Genomic DNA, 18207 nt, shown 5'->3' with positions numbered 1-18207 from the left:
TTTATAATAAATCATCATCACTGTCTAAATCATCTTCTTCAGCAAATGACTGTTCATCATCTTCTTCAAAAACATTGAAAATTTCTTCGTTTAACTCATCTACGGACTCGGCAGCACGGAAACCTTCCTGCTTATCAAAACTGTCATTACCGTCGAAACGGAAGCTTTCTTCACCTTCAATTAATGGTGTAAGTTCTTCATCACCATATTCAATGCTTTCGTTCATTGGAATTTCATTACCATTTTCGTCTAATACTGTTACGTCTAATGCTAAGGACTGTAATTCTTTTAATAATACCTTAAAGGACTCTGGAATACCAGGCTCAGAAATATTATCGCCCTTAATGATAGCTTCATAAGTCTTAACACGGCCAACAACATCATCGGATTTTACAGTTAGGATTTCCTGTAATGTGTAAGCAGCACCATAAGCTTCAAGTGCCCAAACCTCCATCTCTCCAAAACGCTGTCCACCGAACTGAGCCTTACCACCAAGTGGCTGCTGAGTTACTAATGAATAAGGACCAGTGGAACGTGCATGGATCTTATCATCTACCAAGTGGTGAAGTTTCAAATAATGCATGAAACCTACTGTAACAGCACCATCAAAGTACTCACCTGTTCTACCATCACGAAGGCGAACTTTACCATCGCGATTAATAGGAACACCTGCCCATTGTTTACGATAATCTTCATTTTCAAGAAGATATTTCATAAGTTCTGGGTCAATCTGATCTTCATATTTTGCTTTAAAATCTTCCAATGAAGTATTTACATAATCATTTGCCATTTCAAGAGTATCCATAATGTCAAACTCGTTAGCACCATCAAATACCGGTGTGGCTACGTTAAAACCTAATACTCTGGAAGCTAAGCTCAGGTGAATTTCAAGTACCTGTCCAATGTTCATACGGGAAGGCACGCCTAGAGGGTTTAATACGATATCCAGAGGACGTCCGTTTGGCAGGAATGGCATATCTTCTACAGGAAGAACTCTGGAAACAACACCCTTGTTACCGTGACGGCCAGCCATCTTGTCTCCTACTTGAATTTTTCTCTTCTGTGCAATGTAAATACGAACAGACTGATTTACACCTGGTGATAATTCGTCACCATTTTCACGTGTGAATACTTTTGCATCAACAATGATACCAAATTCCCCATGAGGTACACGAAGAGAAGTATCTCTGACTTCACGAGCTTTTTCTCCGAAAATTGCACGTAATAAACGTTCTTCTGCAGTAAGCTCTGTTTCTCCCTTAGGAGTTACTTTCCCAACAAGGATATCTCCAGAACGTACTTCTGCACCAATACGGATAATACCTCTTTCATCCAGATCTTTTAATGCTTCGTCTCCAACACCAGGAACATCACGAGTGATTTCTTCTGGTCCTAATTTCGTATCACGTGACTCTGCTTCATACTCATTTATATGAACGGAAGTATAAACATCTTCCTGAACTAATCTTTCACTAAGAAGAACAGCATCTTCGTAGTTGTAACCTTCCCATGTCATGAAACCAATTAACGGGTTCTTGCCAAGAGCGATTTCCCCATTAGAAGTACAAGGTCCATCTGCAATTACAGTCCCTGCTTCTACGTGATCGCCACAGTTAATGATTGGTCTCTGGTTCATGCAAGTACCCTGGTTACTCCTTGCAAATTTTTCAAGCTTGTATGCTTTTTTAGCCCCACTGTCTTCTCTAATAATAATTTCATTAGAGGAGATTTTTTCTACGGTACCAGAGGCTGTTGCTAATACACAGTTTCCTGAATCCACAGCAGCTTTTCTTTCCATACCAGTACCAACAACAGGTGCTTCTGTTACTAATAAAGGAACAGCCTGACGCTGCATGTTAGACCCCATCAGGGCACGGTTTGCATCATCGTTTTCAAGGAAAGGAATCATGGCTGTGGCAACAGAGAATACCATCTTAGGAGATACGTCCATTAAGTCGATTTTCTTTTTCTCGAACTCGGATGTTTCTTCTTTAAAACGTCCAGATACATTATTGTTCACAAAGTGACCATCTGCATCCAGTTTTTCATTAGCCTGTGCTACCACATATTTATCTTCCTCATCAGCTGTTAAATAAACAACTTCATCTGTTACTTTTGGATTCATCGGATCTGTTTTATCAACTTTACGGTATGGAGCTTCAATGAAACCATATTCGTTAATTCTCGCATAAGATGCAAGAGAGTTGATAAGACCAATGTTAGGTCCTTCAGGTGTTTCTACTGGACACATTCTGCCATAATGGGAATAGTGAACGTCACGAACCTCGAATCCGGCACGGTCTCTGGACAGACCACCAGGTCCTAATGCGGATAAACGTCTCTTATGTGTCAGCTCTGAAAGAGGGTTGTTCTGATCCATGAACTGTGATAACTGAGAACTTCCGAAGAATTCTTTCACAGCTGCTGTAACAGGTTTAATATTAATCAATGACTGTGGGGAAACCCCTTCTAAGTCCTGAGTAGTCATTCTTTCACGAACAACTCTTTCCATACGGGATAAACCAATTCTGTACTGGTTCTGTAATAACTCACCTACAGCACGGATTCTTCTGTTGCCTAAGTGGTCAATATCATCCGCATGTCCTATCCCGTATTCTAAATGCATATTATAATTAATGGAAGCAAAAATATCTTCCTTTGTAATATGCTTTGGAACCAGTTCATTAATGTTTTTCTTAATTTCATAAATCAAGTCGTCTTCTTCTAAATCCTGTTCAAGAATTGCTTTAAGAACTGGATAGTATACATCTTCATGAATTCCTATTTCTTCTCTATCTATATCTATATAAGCATTAATATCAACCATCTGGTTGCTTAATATTTTTACTTTGCGGTCTTCAGTTTCTACCCAGACATACTGGATACCACTGTTCTGCAGCTCATTGGCAATGTCTTCCGTAATAAGAGTGCCAGCTTCATAAATTTCACCCGTTGCATTGCTTACAGCTTCTTCAGCAAGCTTTAATCCTGTGATTCTGTTTTTCAAAGATAACTTCTTGTTGAATTTGTATCTGCCAACCTTGGCCAAGTCGTATCTTCTAGGATCAAAGAACATGCTTTCAATTAAACTCTTTGCACTTTCAACTGCTAAAGGTTCTCCTGGACGAAGTTTTTTGTATAATTCCAGCAAACCGCTTTCGTAGTCTGTAGAAGTATCTTTTTCAATACTTCTAAGAATCTTGATTTCTTCGCCAAATAATTCTGTAATCTCTGCATTGGTACCAACGCCAAGAGCACGAATCAATACAGTAATAGGTACCTTACGGTTTCTGTCTACTCGTACATAGAAAATATCGTTTGAGTCTGTTTCATACTCTAACCATGCACCACGATTCGGAATAACTGTACTTGAATATAATTCCTTACCAATCTTATCGTGTCCAATCGCATAGTATATACCAGGGGAACGTACTAATTGGCTAACGATAACTCTTTCGGCACCATTAATAATAAATGTGCCTGTAGCTGTCATTAATGGTAAGTCACCCATAAATATATCATGCTCGTTGATTTCTTCACTTTCCTTATTGTGAAGCCTTACTTTTACTTTCAGTGGAGCTGCATAGGTTGCATCTCGTTCTTTACACTCCTCGATGGAATATTTCACATCATCGGTACATAGTGTAAAATCAACAAATTCTAAGCTAAGGTGACCACTATAATCCGAGATTGGAGAAATGTCTCTGAAAACTTCATGTAGCCCTTCTTCTAAGAACCATTTGTAAGAATCTGTCTGCACTTCAATTAAATTAGGCATTTCTAAGACTTCTTTTTGTCTAGAAAAACTCATCCTTACACCGTTACCAACTTTTACTGGACGAATTCTGTTTTTTTCCATTGACGCTCTTCACCCCTTGAATATTTTTATGTTTTTCGAATAACCAGGCTGTCCAGGCCCTCGAGGTATATTTCGATATGTTATTCAAACAAATACTTTACTGTTTTTTAATTGTGTGTTATAATTTAATTAGTTAAAAATGATAGCACACGACACCACAATAGTGCATTTTTCATCTTAGCATAATTATGTCAAGATGTCAAGTTTAATTATTATTGATTTCGTAAAAAACAGGTTGTTTTTTGTCTCTTTGTTTATTTTCTCTTTTGATCATATCTGAATTTACTTTCTGTCTATTCTGTTTTATGATTCATATATCTAAAATCATTCCCTAAAGCATTTGATGTAAACATTTCCTATATAGAAGTACAATTAAAATTGCCTGGCAGACACTGCTTTTACACATAGCAGATCACTTGCCAGGCAACTGTAATATTATACTTTTTCCCATTTTACTGCTGTTTTTTCAAGTTTTCCTAATAGAAAATTTGCTAAGGTTATTACTAAACCAATTAATATAATTCCTGCTAATACTCTAGCAAAATCAATATAATCGGAAAATTTCTTAACGTAATAACCAAGTCCCGATTGTGCACCTATCATTTCTGCCATAATTAAGATCATAAAACTCATTGAAAAACGGATTCGAATACTATTAATTATGGCTGGCACTGTATATGGCAATATAATTTTAAATAGCATTGTGAAAATTCCAACATTCAGTGTTCTGGCAGAATCCAGTATCTTTGATTCAATATTCTGAACCCATGTAATCATTCCCAAGAAAGTTGGCCAAAATAATGCGAATGCCATAACCGATATAGATGCTGAGTTAAAACTCGGAAGTAATGCTATCAGATATGGTGTATATACAATCGGCGGAATGGAACTAATTACTTTTGAAATTGGAATAAAATCCTTACTCAGCCGTTCATTGTATCCAACGATAAGTCCTAAGAAATTCCCGAACCCTAATGCAATTCCGTACCCGATCAGAAGTATCTTCATGGAACTAAAAACTCCTTCTAGCATATCGCTCCAGTCTGTAATAAATACAGCACATACATCTTCTATACACGGGAAAAGTGTCTGGTTCCATGACAATGTTATTCTTGCAAATATCTCCCACACTAATAAAAATAAGTATATAGCCGAACAGATGTCATATGGTGACCTTTCTTTTCCTTTTCCCCGAATTGTGGCCAGGAGTAGTCCTATCCAGATAAGCACTAATACGAGAATATATATGGTTCTATTTTTAGGCTGGTATGTACCCCTCACAAAAACGGTAAGAAACAGATTTACCAGAAATAACAATGTTGGGAATGAAACTAGAAACTGAAAGCCTATAGACCTGTCCTTCGTTTTATTAATGTTACTCATATAACCACCTCTTCCCCACCTATCTTATTGCCGATGTCCTGATAAAAGAGCATCACAAGTTCATTGTGCAGGTTTTTATATTCTTTTGATTTCAGCATTTCAGTTCTATCCTTTTTCTCTGGAAATACGCTTTTTACATCAATTATTTTATGTACATTTCCTGGGCACATAAATAAAATCCTGTCTGCTAAAAATAGTGCTTCATCTATATCATGTGTCACAAATAATGTTGTTTTCTTTCCACTTTTACATAAATCAAGAGTCAGTTCCTGTAATTCAAATCGTACTCGCGGGTCAATTGCTCCAAACGGCTCGTCCATCAATAAAATATTCGTATCCATTGCCAATGTTCTTGCCAATGCTACACGCTGCTGCATTCCTCCTGATAGTTCAAATGGATACTTGGTTTTGCTGTCGGATAATGCCACTTTATCTAAAAATTCATGTGCTCTCTTCTTGATTGCTTTATCCGATTTTTCAATCTTAGCCTGCTTAATTCCAAACACAACATTTTTCTCTGCTGTCATCCAAGGGAACAAGGAATAATGCTGAAAAACTACGCCACGGTCTACCCCTGGACCTGTAACTACGTTATCATCAATTCTCACCTCTCCCTCTGTTGGATGATTCAATCCAGAAACCAGAGACAAGAGTGTACTTTTTCCGCATCCCGATGGCCCAATCAGACAAATAAACTCACCATCCTCAATCTCTAGGTTAATGTTATTCAATACACGCTGTACATTTCCATTTCTATTATATTCCATTGATACACCGTCAAATTTTATCATTCCTATGTTCACCTCCTGATATATTTCAAGTTATTCCTTATTTTTTTAAATCAAATGTTTCATATGAAGAAAGTAACGTCTGATAATTTTCATTATCTGGGTACTCCTCAACTATGGCATCCAATGCTTTTTTATATATTTCAACATTTATGGCGTCTTCTATTAAATCCGTATTGCCGATTGCATCTGCTTCCTTTAAATACTCTGCAAAATTAAGCACCTTCTGTCTGGCAGGATCTGGTATATATTTTGACGCATAATCACCATACATAACTTCCGTTACATAATCTTTATCCTGATCCGTCAGATCCATCATAATTTTTATTGTTTCGTCTTTATTTTCTAGAATGAAATCATAAGCTCGGATAATCCCTTTTAAGAATAGAACCAGTTCATTATATTTCTCTTTGATTGCCTTTCCATTTGTACTGATACGGCAACATGGATAAGCATCTTCATAATCGTTTACATTCGTAACAAGCGTTAATCCACAGTTTACTGCTTTTAGTGTACTGTTTGCCGTAATATATCCCACATCAGCTTGTCCTTTTTGTACAGCCTGGATGATAGAAAGATCATCGCCTAGATCCACTGATTTCATATCTTTGTTCGAGTCGATACCAATGGTACCCAAGTAATGTCTAACCACAAAATCACCCGTGTAGGAACGTCCAGAAGCAAATGTACTTTTAGCCCAATTTGCTAAGTCACTATATTTCTCTGCATTTTTAGGCTTTGCAATAATTACCCCTCCGGCTTGTGCCGAACCACCTATTACGTATAAATCTTCTCCATCTTGAATTCCAGCTAAAATGTTACTTATACCAGATGGATTCACATCAATTTTATTTTCTTCCAAAGCTATCAATGCATCAGACGAATTCTGCAAACTAATCAATTCATAATTCAACCCCTCTTCTGTCAGATATCCTTTTGCATCTGCAATTAATGTCAAACATGCTTTAAAGGATGCAGGCAGATTGGCAATACGAAGTACTGACTTAGATCCAGAATCCCGATCTGCACTGGCATTACCACTTGTTCCTTTGTTTTTTGCACAGCCACTCAAGTTAAAAACCAAAACCATGGCCAATAGTAATGCCATTATCTTTTGTTTTCGCTTTTTCATTTTTTCCCTTCTCTCTTTTAATCGTTTATATAATAATAAGGATCTTTCTCATACCATTGTTCTAAAAATGGAAGTTCCACATTTTCACTTAAATGGGTTGTAAAGCTATAATTACGAATCTTCCTATCAATACGTCTTGCTAATTCAAATACACCACGATATCCAAAATAGGAAAAATTTTCAGAAAACAAAACTAATGTTGGAACTCCTGTTTTCTCAACCCACACTCCTGCTCCTGGATGTGTAATCGCAAAGTCTGGTTTTAGCTTTCTCAACAAATTTACAAGTTCTGATGCTTGCGTGGAAACACTATTTGTGATATTGCCAATCCGCTCCTTGACTTCTTCAAATAGCGGGTTGCCAAATTCATCATAATTAAAATGGCGAAGTCCAAGCACTTTAATTCCAATGTCATCTAGAAGTAATGCGGTCGTACCGATTCGAAGATATCCTCCACTAATCACCGCTGTTTTTCCTTGTATTCTAGCCTTTATCGGCGCTACTGCTTTTTGAACTTTCTGTGTCTCCTTTTCTGTCAGCTCCTTCGCTTCTTCTTCCAACCCAAAGAATTCTGCAATCTCTGTTATAAATTGATTTGTTGCACTTATGCCAATGGGAATGGATGGCGTAATATATGGCATTCCATACTTCTCTTTTAGAAAATTAACAAAATAAATATCATGGACATGGCAAAGGCAAACATTTAAATCTGCTTCTGTAATGCGCTTTAACTCTTCTGGAGAGCGGTACTCAATAAATGTTCTTGCCTGAATCCCGATCTTCCCTAATAAATCAATTATTTCCTTCTCGTCATATGCAGAAATGGAGGATGCAACAAATAAATTCACTATTTTTTCTTTCTTATCCGTCTTCGCTAGAGACATGCCCTGATCAAATTCAAAATTCTTCAAAACTCCATGATATACAACATCATATGCTGAGGTAAATACTTTCGCTGCAAATCCTGGACAATGCAGTGGAACTAGTATCGCATTTACCTGATCTCTCAAATCATCAATTACACTTTCTATATCATCTCCAATTACCCCAGGAGCACAGGAATTCAATACAAAAATGGAGGATGGATGATATTCTTTCTCTGCCTTTAAAATAGCTTCTCTTAAATTAGACACTCCTCCTCGTATGACAGAGTCTTCTGTCATATTGGAACTAAGCCAGATCACTTCCTCTTTTGGCACCCCACGATGTTTCGATGCCAATCCGACGCGTCCATGCAAGCCATGATTCTGTGAGCCACAGCCAACTGGTCCATGCATAATTAGTACAGAGCCTTGTAAAGAACTAGACATCAGTGTAGATACTGAGTTTTGGCAATAAATAGATTGTGTGAAATCTCGGTTGCAACGTTTCAAGCAGCCACTACATGCACCTTGCATCATATGTTCCAAATCTCCACCATATGCATTTGTGGTATCTCTTGTTACTTCTCTCCCTTTCGGTTCTTTCGCCTCATAATTATGTAAAAATTTATGAACCGATATTACATTGCGTTCTTCTGTATCACTCTTGGACAATGACTTTCACCTCTCTCTTCTGCTGCAGATTCAAGATATCTTCAAATAACGTATTGCCTCCACGAAAACCAGCATACCCCTTATTCAAAACTGCTGGATAACATGGATAACTAATTGGCAACAGGTCTCCTTCTAATTTGTTTGCAAGTTGAGTATCAATCGAACTTCCCAAAATGATTAACGGATATAATGTCTCTACATATTCATCTGCCTCTCCAAAATGATGCCGTTGTGTCACATATCGTTCAATTGCCTTTGTCTCCATCTCAAACACAAGTTCTGGCGGTTCTCCGAAAGCAAGTTTAAAATAAGCCTCTTCTACCTGCGCTTTCTCACTCTCCGAAAGGAAGTCTGTGATAAAGATATATTTCGGAATAAAACCTATTTCATTCTCTAGATATTCTGCATAAGATAAGGCATCCGTACTATTGGCAATTACGATTCCATAGCTTTGCACATCTGTATCGGTAATATAATCTGTCACTTGCTCGAAATAGGTATAATATTTCTTTTTCTCATTCTTTACTACCTTCTCAACTTTCTCTGAATCTAGCTCTAATCTTTCTGCTACTTTTCTTATAAATCGTTCAGTTGCAATTGCTCCAACAGGAAGGGGTTCCACAAGATAATCAATATCATGTGTCTTCTTCGCTGTTTGGACTATTTTTATACCATGAACTGGCGATAAAACGATATTTAATGCAGCACTTCCTGCTGACAGCAGGTTCTCATGTGTTTCCCCAGGTGTTAAAAACTGATTTACCTCTAGTCCAATTTCCCCTAAGATTCTTTTTATTTCTTCTAAATTTCCTCGAAAATACGGATCATATCCTGGTACTTCTCCAAATAGATTTACTAGGTTTTTCTTTTTCTCCCTCTTTGGTATGTATTGGCGAAACAGCTCTTGAAATACAATATCGTATCCATCATAGGCTTTTCCTTGAAATCCCCCTGTATCAATATAAATAATGGATGCCTTTTCTTTATTCTCAATCTGATTTATGACTCCCTCAATGTCTTCACCAATAATATCTGCCATACAGGCACTCACAACGACATACAATTTTCCCTTCATGACATCCAATGTGTTTTCAATCTGAGTTTTTAACCTTTCGGCTCCTCCAAAAATAATTTCTTTTTCACCTATATTGGAACTAGGAATCCCTGTTCCCCCACAGTATCCTGTTCCTAGCCTTCCCCCTAGTGTATAAGCTCCAAACAGACCTCCTCCACAGCCTTGTGCACCATGAATAATGGGAACAACGCCTGGCAAAAAGGAAAGTGTCGCTAATGCTCCTCCTAACATACAGGAAAAACGTGGTCTTTCTATCACTGCCATTTATTTAGTCTCCTTTACCGTATATATTCCATCTCTTTTTTACTTCCTGTTTTTTATGCTTTGCCAAATAAACTTATATATCATCTTCTCCTTCTTTCCTATAATTCTTATATGATTAATATGTTTTTCTGACATTTATTATAGATTCTCCCCCTTTGAAAGTCAATATTCCCAGTTATAGGGATAACAGATTGTTTGTTATCGTATTTTTTCATACTCAATACTCTAGCACTCTTCTTGTTCAAATGGCAGATTGCTCTTTTGAAACTCTTGCAGGAAACGGCTGGCAATAGGCGAGAATGGATGTCCCTTTCGCATCAGATAGCCAACATTAATTTTTTCATCTGTATCGATTTTAATTGCTATGATGCCATTTACCGATTTTTCTTCTTGCACCATGCCGATACCGATTGAATATCCATCCAGTGCATGCAGCAAATCAATGGTTGTTGCTCTGTCGCTTGTCCGTATAATGTTTTTGTACTCATACGCACTAATAATCTCTTCATAAAAATAAAAACTACTATTTTCATCCTGATCAAAGATAAGACATGGATACTCTTCTAACTGTTCTAATTTAATTATGTCATGCCCTGCCAACGGATGCTCCTCTCTGACATAAGCATACACATCATACTCCGTAATCATCTGAAATTCTAAATTTAAGTTCTTAAATACCTTTTCATAGTAAGCTTGATTAAAGCTGCTGATATATAAGATTCCCAGTTCACTTTTCCCATTTCCAACTTGTTCTAGCACCTCCTTTGTCTTTGTCTCATAAATGGAATACTCATACTCTTTTAAGCCAAACTCTTTTACGATTCTGGCAAATACTTTTGTTGCAAAGGTGGAATGATGCATTGAAATAGAAAAATGCTCTTTCTGTTTTTTCTTTTCCCCATACTTTTCTTCTAGCAGGTAGTATTGTTGCATTATATTATTGGCATAGTGGATAAATGTTTCTCCTTCTTTTGTGAGAGTAATTCCTTTATTGCTTCGATTAAAAATCACAATTCCCAATTCTTCTTCCAAGTCTTTGATTGTAGTGGAAACTGTGGATTGTGATATAAATAAGGCATGTGCCGTTGCATTGATTGACTTACATTGTGCAACTTCTACTGCATATTTTAATTGATTTAAATTCATAGAATCATCCCTTTCTTATTTTGTGTATCACTTACCCTGTCCTCTAGGACACTTTTTTGATAGCAAATCAGCAAGTACTCCTATCAAAAAGAGGTTCTGTTAAAGCAGCTAACAGAACCTCTTTTTCTCAATATTTTCACTCAATTTATTCTCGAACAACCTCCGAATATATCTTTTCAAGCAGTGTCAATGCTCCACGATATCCTATATAGGAACGGTTAAGTACAACTTCTGAATTATTTGGTGTACTCACTTCGACAAATAGTGCCTTTTTCTTCTTCGCCACATCAATATCCCAGCTCGAACCAAAGATAAGTGGTCTTCCAAGACCATAATCTGCATTCTCAATCTCCTGTTCCACTTGATAGCCATCTTCTATGAACTGTACTTCCACACTTACATCTTCTGATATATTCTCATACTCCTTTTGAATCAGTTCCTTGTATCTGTCTGGAGTATTATCCGTAATAATTGCTTTTACTGGAATCAAACCAATCTGATCCGTTAAGAACTTCGTAATTGCAAGATTGTTTGAAGCATCTGCTGCAATTGAATACCTTGCAGGCAAACCAAACCAGTATTCAGACAAAAACTCTGAAAAATGTTCCACATAATAGTAATAACGTTCTGATTCTTCTTTTATAAAGACCTCAGATCGTGCAGAATCAATTCCTGCATAATCAACAACCTTACGAATGAACGCAGAGGTCTCTTTCTCTCCAATTGGGATAACTGGAATATGTAAAAATGGCTGATCGTATTTCTTCTGCAAATGTTCTACGGTCTTTAGTCCTACCCATGGGGACACCAGCAAGTTAAACTGTGCTTCTGGTATCTTCTTCCAGCTTTCTACCCCTTTTGACTCAATTCCGAACAATACATTGACTTCAAATCCTGCTCCCTCCAGAATTCGTTTCAGTTCACTATAATCACCTTTCCAGTTCGTATCAAAGTATGGAACTTCACTCCATAGATTAATAAGCCCTTTCTTTTTCTCTCCGTCATAGTCTCCAACGTACTGATCAATAATCGCTTTTACCACTGCTTCATGACCGATTAAGTTGTTGCCCTTAAATCCTGCTGCATCTGCATATACAACTGGATATCCTTTTTTCTGGTACTCCTTCACAATCGCACCAACATCGTCTCCGATCAGTTCACCAACACATCCTGTCAGAACAACGAATAAGTCTCCTTCCATAATCTTAAACGATGCATTTAGAACCTGTTTTAACTTCTTCTGCCCACCAAAGATAATCTCATTCTCACCAACATTTACACTTGGTGTTGCGCCTCCACCGCAGTAATCAGCTCCTTGAAACCCATTGCTGAACGACATCATAATAAATTGTTTATCTGTACATCCCGGTCCACAATTGGCAATAGGAATTGCTCGCTTAATCGCAGAAACGGTATGAACAGCTCCAATTGCACATGCATACCTAGAATGTGTAATACTTCCGCTCTTTTTTTTATCTGCCATTTTCCACATTTCCTTTCTCTTCATTATTTTCCGCCTGGAACCGGTCCACACAGGTCTCCAGTATCTCTGGATGCTTTCCTATCAAGAATGGATCTTCTTGATTCAGCCACCAGTCTGTATACGGCAATTTAATATTTTCCTGTAGCAGCTTGCCAAATTTCTTTCGTGATAAAATCTCCACTAATGCTTCTCCTACACGAATCATTCCGTCATACCCGACAGCCATATGTTCATCTCCCATTGGCATTGCTGGAACTCCCATCTTTAATGCAAGTGGGGCAATACCATTATGTCGTATGATAATGAAGTCTGGTGCTACGCGTTTTAGCAATCCGTAGAGCTGGAACTGCTGTGTCTTACTAACAGAAAAATATTCAATATCTCCATAATTGTCCGTTAGGAATTTTAGTGAATTCTCATGTTCATTTCCACTGTCATATACAGGATCATGATGAAACACAACAGAACCATCCACCTGAACGCCAAGTTCTTTGATAACCTCAATAATAGCATGCGCATACGCAGAACCTGTCGCAACGAATCCTTTCACTCCCTTTAGTTTTTCGCGAAGTTCTTTAATCTTAGGAAGCACTCGCTTATGTTCGCTCTCAATGTAAGCTTCCACAATATCTTCTTTTCCAGTTACCTTGGCAATCTCACGAATCCATGCATCCGTCCCTGCAAATCCATATGGCATTGGTGCATGAATCTGTGGTACTCCAAATTCCGTCTCTAGTGCTGAACCAAAGTAGGAACCAAGTGTATGACAGAACGTTGTCGTCGCCACTGCCTCTGATGCTTGTGCTAATTCATCAAAACTTGCCATATCAATCAGATAATTTACCCTTAATCCTAACGGCTTAAGAATTTCACTAAAATAATCACTTCCCCATAAGGCAACAATATTAATCAAGTCACTTTGTTTCTGCGGATTACGCTTTACAATTCTTCTTAATACTGCATGCTGTGCAATATCAAATCCTGTACTCCAGTGTTTACTCCTAAATCCTTCACACTCTAATGGAATCACTGGTATTCCAATCTCTGCTTCCATCTCTTCGGATGTACTGCAAATATCTTCTCCAATAATAGCAGTTGAACAGGCTAATGCAACAAAAATTGCCTTTGGATTGTAACGTTCATAAGCATCTCGAATCGTCTTCTTTAATTTTAATGCAGCACCGAATACCATATCTTTTTCCTGAAGGTTTGTACTGACAACTTTAATATTCTGAAGTTCTTTTCCTCTTCTGCTAAGACCACCTTTATAGGTAAGATTAATTCTTGGAAGTCTTGCAGAACATCCGATTGGAGAATGTTCCACAAGTACACAGTCTGTAATATTGGCTGCCTGTGTCTCAATAATTGCATGACAGCACATAGCCTGCTGCGAAAAAGGCATATTAAGCTCACATAGCTTACAGCCTCCTTCCTTTCCAGACTGGCATCCTCCTCTCTTTTCACTCCTTCCTTCATAATTTGATTCTTCTACTAAATCCTTCGCATTTCCATCCCAGGATATAATCGTTCCCAGACGAAACTCTCTGTTCTCCACAGATGGAAGATTCAGGTTTACTCTTCTTGAACCCACTTTTTTTCTCTCCTTACTGTCCTATCAGGACCTGTTTTATTTCTCAACTTCAAATGCGGCATCTAAACTAATAATACTTTAACATCTCCATTCTATTCTCCCTTATCACATTAAGTTCTCCATTTCTTATTTTTCTTATAGGATTTGTATGAATAATAAAAATGATATACCCATTGAAATTCTTTGTCAATCGCAAAGAGCAGATCCTGTCAGAATTTTTTCCTATAACTAGTGATTCGTTAAACCTATCGCTTTACCAGCTATCAAATCTGCTTCAAATCCACATACCGTTATCCTATTCATCATGGATATCACATTTCCTTTACAGCAAATGCACATCAAAAAAACCCAGAAGTTTTTCTCCTGGGTTTTGTACCGTACTCATTTATAAATTTAACTAAACTCAAATTATTTAAGAGTAACTTTAGCACCTTCTGCTTCAAGTTTTGTTTTGATTTCTTCTGCTTCTTCTTTGCTAGCAGCTTCTTTAAGAACTTTAGGAGCTCCATCAACTACTTCTTTTGCTTCTTTTAAGCCTAAGCCTGTAGCTTCACGAACTACTTTGATAACTTTAACTTTGTTAGGACCAACTTCTGTTAATTCTACGTCGAATTCTGTTTTTTCTTCAGCTGCATCACCTGCACCGCCTGCTGCTGCAACTACAACGCCTGCTGCTGCAGAAACACCAAATTCTTCTTCACATGCTTTTACTAAATCGTTTAATTCTAAAACAGTCATACCTTTGATTACATCGATAAATTCTTGAGTTGTCATTTTCACATACCTCCATATTAATTTTAAAATTTATATTTTCGTTTTTCTAACATATCATTGCAATATTGCTAATCCTGCCCATTAAGCCTCTTTCTGTTCTGCAATCTGATTAAGAACACGAGCAAGGTTTGTAATAGGGGATTGTAAGCTTCCAAGTAATTTGGAAATAAGTTCATCTCTTCCTGGAATGTTAGCAAGAACTTTACATCCTTCTACATCATAGAAAGTACCTTCTACTACTGCACCTTTAAATTCAAGTGCTGGAGCATCTTTCATGAACTTATTAAGAACTCTTGCTGGAGCAGTTGCATCTTCCATACCGAAAGCAATTGCACTTGGTCCGTCTAACTGATCATCTAACTGAGAAAAGTCTGTTCCTTCAAATGCACGTTTCATTAAAGTGTTTTTGTATACTTTGTATACAACACCAGCTTCTCTTAACGCTTTACGAAGCTGTGTATCCTGTTCCACAGTTAAACCACGGTAATCAACTAACACTGCAGAAGAAGCTTTCTCTACATGTCCTCTGATCTCGTCTACAATAGGCTGTTTTAATTCTACCTTTGCCATTTTGCTTTACCTCCTTATAGAATGATAACGCCGCAAAACTGAATCTCGCTAAACACGACATTTAAAACAAACTTGATAAAAGCCTGAAAAAAGCTCCCAGTCAAAGACAGAGAGCTTGAATAGTCAAATCCTGCTAACAAATTCCTCGGTAGGCGTTTTCTCCTTATGCCTTGCGGCACCTACTGTCTTCGGCGATATTGGTTTTAATCAAAACCTTTATTAGCATAACACGTCCTGATTTAATTGTCAAATAGTTTTTCACAATTTCAATAACTTTTTAAAGCCTATTAATGAACAGTACTTTAAAGCGAATGCCAACCTAGCTTTTCTTACAGCTCTATAATAAGTTCCTTTACAGGCTACCTTTTTTCACTAAGCATACGTACTGTACAAGCTGCAATAACACCTGCTAGATATATAACAGCAAACACAATAATCCCTGCTGCTTCATCATTAAAATACAGCACATTTCCAACAAATGTACTATCCATAAATTTAACGAATAAAATTCCTATAAAAGAAACAACTATTCCATAAAAAACACTTTTCATATTTTTCATTATTATCACCTACAAACCTATTTTACTTGGGTAACAACATATACTCTTATCTATATGCGTCGATGTAGGAAGTTCATTCCATGCATCTGTCCTAAATGTTGTATCTACATAAAAATAAGCAGATTCCGATTTTGACGATGTGGAATATGTAATTCCCGGAAAAAAGGAACAGGTTTGCTTTTGTGCAGCCCTACTAAGGCTAACTTTCCATATTGTGTTATTCGGTAAGGAGTTCACACCAATGCTTGTATCGTCAATATTTTTTGAATATGAAAAACTCGGTGAAACACTCACTGCTCCTCTTTCCCAGTTTCCACCTAATGATACAGAATAGCTATGGCTGCCTACTGTCCTAACTGGTCCATATTCAACACGTTTTGTCGCTGAAGACGAAGCTGCTATCCCCACATCTAAACCGTCTCCTTGTACATCTCTATCAAAACTGGTGTCTCCCGCATCATACATCGCCCTTCCTGGATTAGCATGAATTGAACCCAGAATTGTATAAAAATCTTGTCCTTCATAATTTTGCAATGTATAGCACTTATAAGTCAGCTCTAATAAAGCTACATCTGAATTTCTATATGTACGTTCATATTTTCCAATATATTTTGTCGTGTACTTCGTGCTTAATGTAGTGGCAAAATTTCATCTATTTCTATTTTTCTTTAAAACATCTCGTTCGACTCCTTGGACAATATCATCAGCATTTTTCTTTTTGGCTTTCTTTTCTTGCTCAATATCAATGTCATGAATAGTTGGCACGCCATTTTCATCTAAATAGTATAATGTGCAATATGATTCATTTTCTCCTAAACAGCTTTTGTCAGAAACATCTATCGGAAATTCTAAAACCTCTGCCATACTACAATCTTTTTTCTGTTTATGATATAGTGCTATGACATTTCCTTTTTTTAAGCATTTCTGCAATTTGCTTTTGGATCTTTCTTTTAAAATATTATGCTTTGAAACAAACTCGCTGTCACTAATTGTTAAAATACCATCAATTAATGTCTGATCCTTTTCTATCACTTCAAATAAATCTGCATTTTGGTTTTTTGCTTCCACATTCCTTATACTGCCAAAACCTATACTCCCTATTAATGCAAATACGATAATTTTATATTTTTTCACCTTTTAACTCCCTTGCATTATTTCCCATCTTGCCATCACAATATAAGAGCCTCAATATCTTTTCCAGCATTGAGGCTCTTAAAAATCAGGATTAACCTAATTTTGCTGTATTAACTTTTACACCAGGTCCCATTGTGGAAGCAATTGTTACACTTCTTAAATACTGTCCTTTTGCAGAAGCTGGTTTTGCTTTAATAATTGCACCCATCAATGTAGCAAAGTTTTCATTTAACTGTTCTTCTGTAAAGGAAGCTTTGCCAACTGGTACATGGATAATGTTTGTCTTATCCAATCTATACTCGATCTTACCTGCTTTAATGTCATTAACAGCTTTTGTAACATCCATTGTTACAGTTCCTGCTTTAGGGTTAGGCATTAAACCTTTTGGTCCAAGTACACGGCCAAGACGACCAACAACACCCATCATATCTGGAGTTGCTACTACAACGTCAAAATCTAACCAGCCATCGTTCTGGATCTTTGGAATTAACTCATCTCCACCAACGAAATCTGCTCCTGCTGCTTCTGCTTCTGCAACTTTATCGCCTTTCGCAAATACAAGGACTTTAACTGTTTTACCTGTACCATGTGGCAATACTACAGCTCCACGTACCTGCTGGTCAGCGTGACGTCCATCAACACCAAGCCTGATATGAGCTTCAACTGTTTCATCGAATTTTGCAACAGCTGCTTTTTTCACTAAACTCACTGCTTCTTCAGCATCATAGAAAGTTCCTCTGTCAATAAGTTTAGCAGCTTCTATATACTTTTTTCCTCTTTTCATTCTATTAACCTCCTGTGGTAGTATCGGGGACGATTGACTACACGATTGTGCCATTCCCTCCCACGTATAACGATCTGCGGAATATTCTTTTTCTTTTAACCTAAAATATTTAAATTCTATCTGTTCTTC

The 18207-nt window shown here is 37.2% G+C and carries 15 protein-coding genes and 1 other annotated feature; all 15 genes read right to left on the bottom strand.

Going from position 1 to position 18207, the window contains the following annotated elements:
- Window position 1 precedes the first annotated feature (1 nt).
- The 15 genes from rpoB to rplA all read right to left on the bottom strand — a co-directional run bounded on the left by rpoB (window position 2) and on the right by rplA (window position 18078).
- The gene (gene rpoB, locus BMY85_RS07210; protein WP_092477596.1) at window positions 2-3859 is read right to left on the bottom strand and encodes a DNA-directed RNA polymerase subunit beta; all 3858 of its coding nucleotides are present in this window, start codon (window positions 3857-3859) and stop codon (window positions 2-4) included.
- A 435-nt stretch (window positions 3860-4294) separates the two neighbouring features.
- Window positions 4295-5242, bottom strand: coding sequence for an ABC transporter permease (locus tag BMY85_RS07205; RefSeq protein ID WP_092477595.1), 948 nt, complete (start codon window positions 5240-5242; stop codon window positions 4295-4297).
- Window positions 5239-6033 carry an ABC transporter ATP-binding protein gene (locus tag BMY85_RS07200; protein ID WP_092477594.1) on the bottom strand — a complete coding sequence of 265 codons (795 nt, stop codon included), beginning with the start codon at window positions 6031-6033 and terminating at the stop codon, window positions 5239-5241. Before BMY85_RS07200 ends, BMY85_RS07205 begins: the two co-directional genes overlap by 4 nt.
- A 37-nt stretch (window positions 6034-6070) precedes the next feature.
- Window positions 6071-7162, bottom strand: coding sequence for an ABC transporter substrate-binding protein (locus BMY85_RS07195; RefSeq protein ID WP_092477593.1), 1092 nt, complete (start codon window positions 7160-7162; stop codon window positions 6071-6073).
- 17 nt (window positions 7163-7179) lie between these two features.
- The gene (locus tag BMY85_RS07190) at window positions 7180-8697 is read right to left on the bottom strand and encodes a nitrogenase component 1 (RefSeq protein WP_242939692.1); all 1518 of its coding nucleotides are present in this window, start codon (window positions 8695-8697) and stop codon (window positions 7180-7182) included.
- A complete protein-coding gene (locus BMY85_RS07185; RefSeq protein WP_092477592.1) occupies window positions 8684-10036 on the bottom strand; it encodes a nitrogenase component 1 in 1353 nt (450 codons plus the stop codon). The genes BMY85_RS07190 and BMY85_RS07185 overlap by 14 nt, the downstream gene beginning before the upstream one ends.
- Before the next feature lie 225 nt (window positions 10037-10261).
- The gene (locus BMY85_RS07180) at window positions 10262-11182 is read right to left on the bottom strand and encodes a LysR family transcriptional regulator (protein ID WP_092477591.1); all 921 of its coding nucleotides are present in this window, start codon (window positions 11180-11182) and stop codon (window positions 10262-10264) included.
- A gap of 145 nt (window positions 11183-11327) precedes the next feature.
- Window positions 11328-12689, bottom strand: coding sequence for a nitrogenase component 1 (locus BMY85_RS07175; protein ID WP_207646535.1), 1362 nt, complete (start codon window positions 12687-12689; stop codon window positions 11328-11330).
- Window positions 12655-14256: a nitrogenase component 1 gene (locus tag BMY85_RS07170; RefSeq protein WP_092477590.1), complete on the bottom strand. Its 1602-nt coding sequence runs from the start codon at window positions 14254-14256 to the stop codon at window positions 12655-12657. The genes BMY85_RS07175 and BMY85_RS07170 overlap by 35 nt, the downstream gene beginning before the upstream one ends.
- A gap of 408 nt (window positions 14257-14664) precedes the next feature.
- Window positions 14665-15030, bottom strand: coding sequence for a 50S ribosomal protein L7/L12 (rplL, locus tag BMY85_RS07165; RefSeq protein WP_092477589.1), 366 nt, complete (start codon window positions 15028-15030; stop codon window positions 14665-14667).
- An 81-nt stretch (window positions 15031-15111) separates the two neighbouring features.
- Window positions 15112-15600, bottom strand: coding sequence for a 50S ribosomal protein L10 (gene rplJ / locus BMY85_RS07160; protein ID WP_092477588.1), 489 nt, complete (start codon window positions 15598-15600; stop codon window positions 15112-15114).
- A gap of 77 nt (window positions 15601-15677) precedes the next feature.
- Window positions 15678-15810, bottom strand: a sequence feature (ribosomal protein L10 leader region).
- A gap of 149 nt (window positions 15811-15959) precedes the next feature.
- Window positions 15960-16160, bottom strand: a complete 201-nt coding sequence (locus BMY85_RS07155) for a hypothetical protein (RefSeq protein WP_092477587.1) — start codon at window positions 16158-16160, stop codon at window positions 15960-15962.
- 9 nt (window positions 16161-16169) lie between these two features.
- Window positions 16170-16625, bottom strand: coding sequence for a hypothetical protein (locus BMY85_RS07150; RefSeq protein ID WP_092477586.1), 456 nt, complete (start codon window positions 16623-16625; stop codon window positions 16170-16172).
- A 183-nt stretch (window positions 16626-16808) separates the two neighbouring features.
- Window positions 16809-17294 (bottom strand): hypothetical protein, encoded by a 486-nt coding sequence (locus tag BMY85_RS07145; protein ID WP_092477585.1) that lies wholly within the window; start codon window positions 17292-17294, stop codon window positions 16809-16811.
- 91 nt (window positions 17295-17385) lie between these two features.
- Window positions 17386-18078, bottom strand: coding sequence for a 50S ribosomal protein L1 (rplA, locus tag BMY85_RS07140; protein WP_092477584.1), 693 nt, complete (start codon window positions 18076-18078; stop codon window positions 17386-17388).
- Window positions 18079-18207: the final 129 nt, after the last annotated feature.

It is taken from the genome of [Clostridium] polysaccharolyticum, assembly GCF_900111595.1.
Classification (GTDB): Bacteria; Bacillota; Clostridia; order Lachnospirales; family Lachnospiraceae; genus Clostridium_AI; species Clostridium_AI polysaccharolyticum.
The sequence above is the reverse complement of the archived record's forward strand: the minus strand, read 5'-3'. Positions and strand labels throughout refer to the sequence as shown.

What these genes read in the sequence shown, in the direction of transcription:
- rpoB (WP_092477596.1), bottom strand. Translation starts at nt 3,859, where the DNA reads ATGGAAAAAAACAGAATTCGTCCAGTAAAAGTTGGTAACGGTGTAAGG.
- BMY85_RS07205 (WP_092477595.1), bottom strand. Translation starts at nt 5,242, where the DNA reads ATGAGTAACATTAATAAAACGAAGGACAGGTCTATAGGCTTTCAGTTT.
- BMY85_RS07200 (WP_092477594.1), bottom strand. Translation starts at nt 6,033, where the DNA reads ATGATAAAATTTGACGGTGTATCAATGGAATATAATAGAAATGGAAAT.
- BMY85_RS07195 (WP_092477593.1), bottom strand. Translation starts at nt 7,162, where the DNA reads ATGAAAAAGCGAAAACAAAAGATAATGGCATTACTATTGGCCATGGTT.
- BMY85_RS07185 (WP_092477592.1), bottom strand. Translation starts at nt 10,036, where the DNA reads ATGGCAGTGATAGAAAGACCACGTTTTTCCTGTATGTTAGGAGGAGCA.
- BMY85_RS07180 (WP_092477591.1), bottom strand. Translation starts at nt 11,182, where the DNA reads ATGAATTTAAATCAATTAAAATATGCAGTAGAAGTTGCACAATGTAAG.
- BMY85_RS07175 (WP_207646535.1), bottom strand. Translation starts at nt 12,689, where the DNA reads ATGAAGAGAAAGGAAATGTGGAAAATGGCAGATAAAAAAAAGAGCGGA.
- rplL (WP_092477589.1), bottom strand. Translation starts at nt 15,030, where the DNA reads ATGACAACTCAAGAATTTATCGATGTAATCAAAGGTATGACTGTTTTA.
- rplJ (WP_092477588.1), bottom strand. Translation starts at nt 15,600, where the DNA reads ATGGCAAAGGTAGAATTAAAACAGCCTATTGTAGACGAGATCAGAGGA.
- BMY85_RS07155 (WP_092477587.1), bottom strand. Translation starts at nt 16,160, where the DNA reads ATGAAAAATATGAAAAGTGTTTTTTATGGAATAGTTGTTTCTTTTATA.
- BMY85_RS07150 (WP_092477586.1), bottom strand. Translation starts at nt 16,625, where the DNA reads ATGTATGATGCGGGAGACACCAGTTTTGATAGAGATGTACAAGGAGAC.
- rplA (WP_092477584.1), bottom strand. Translation starts at nt 18,078, where the DNA reads ATGAAAAGAGGAAAAAAGTATATAGAAGCTGCTAAACTTATTGACAGA.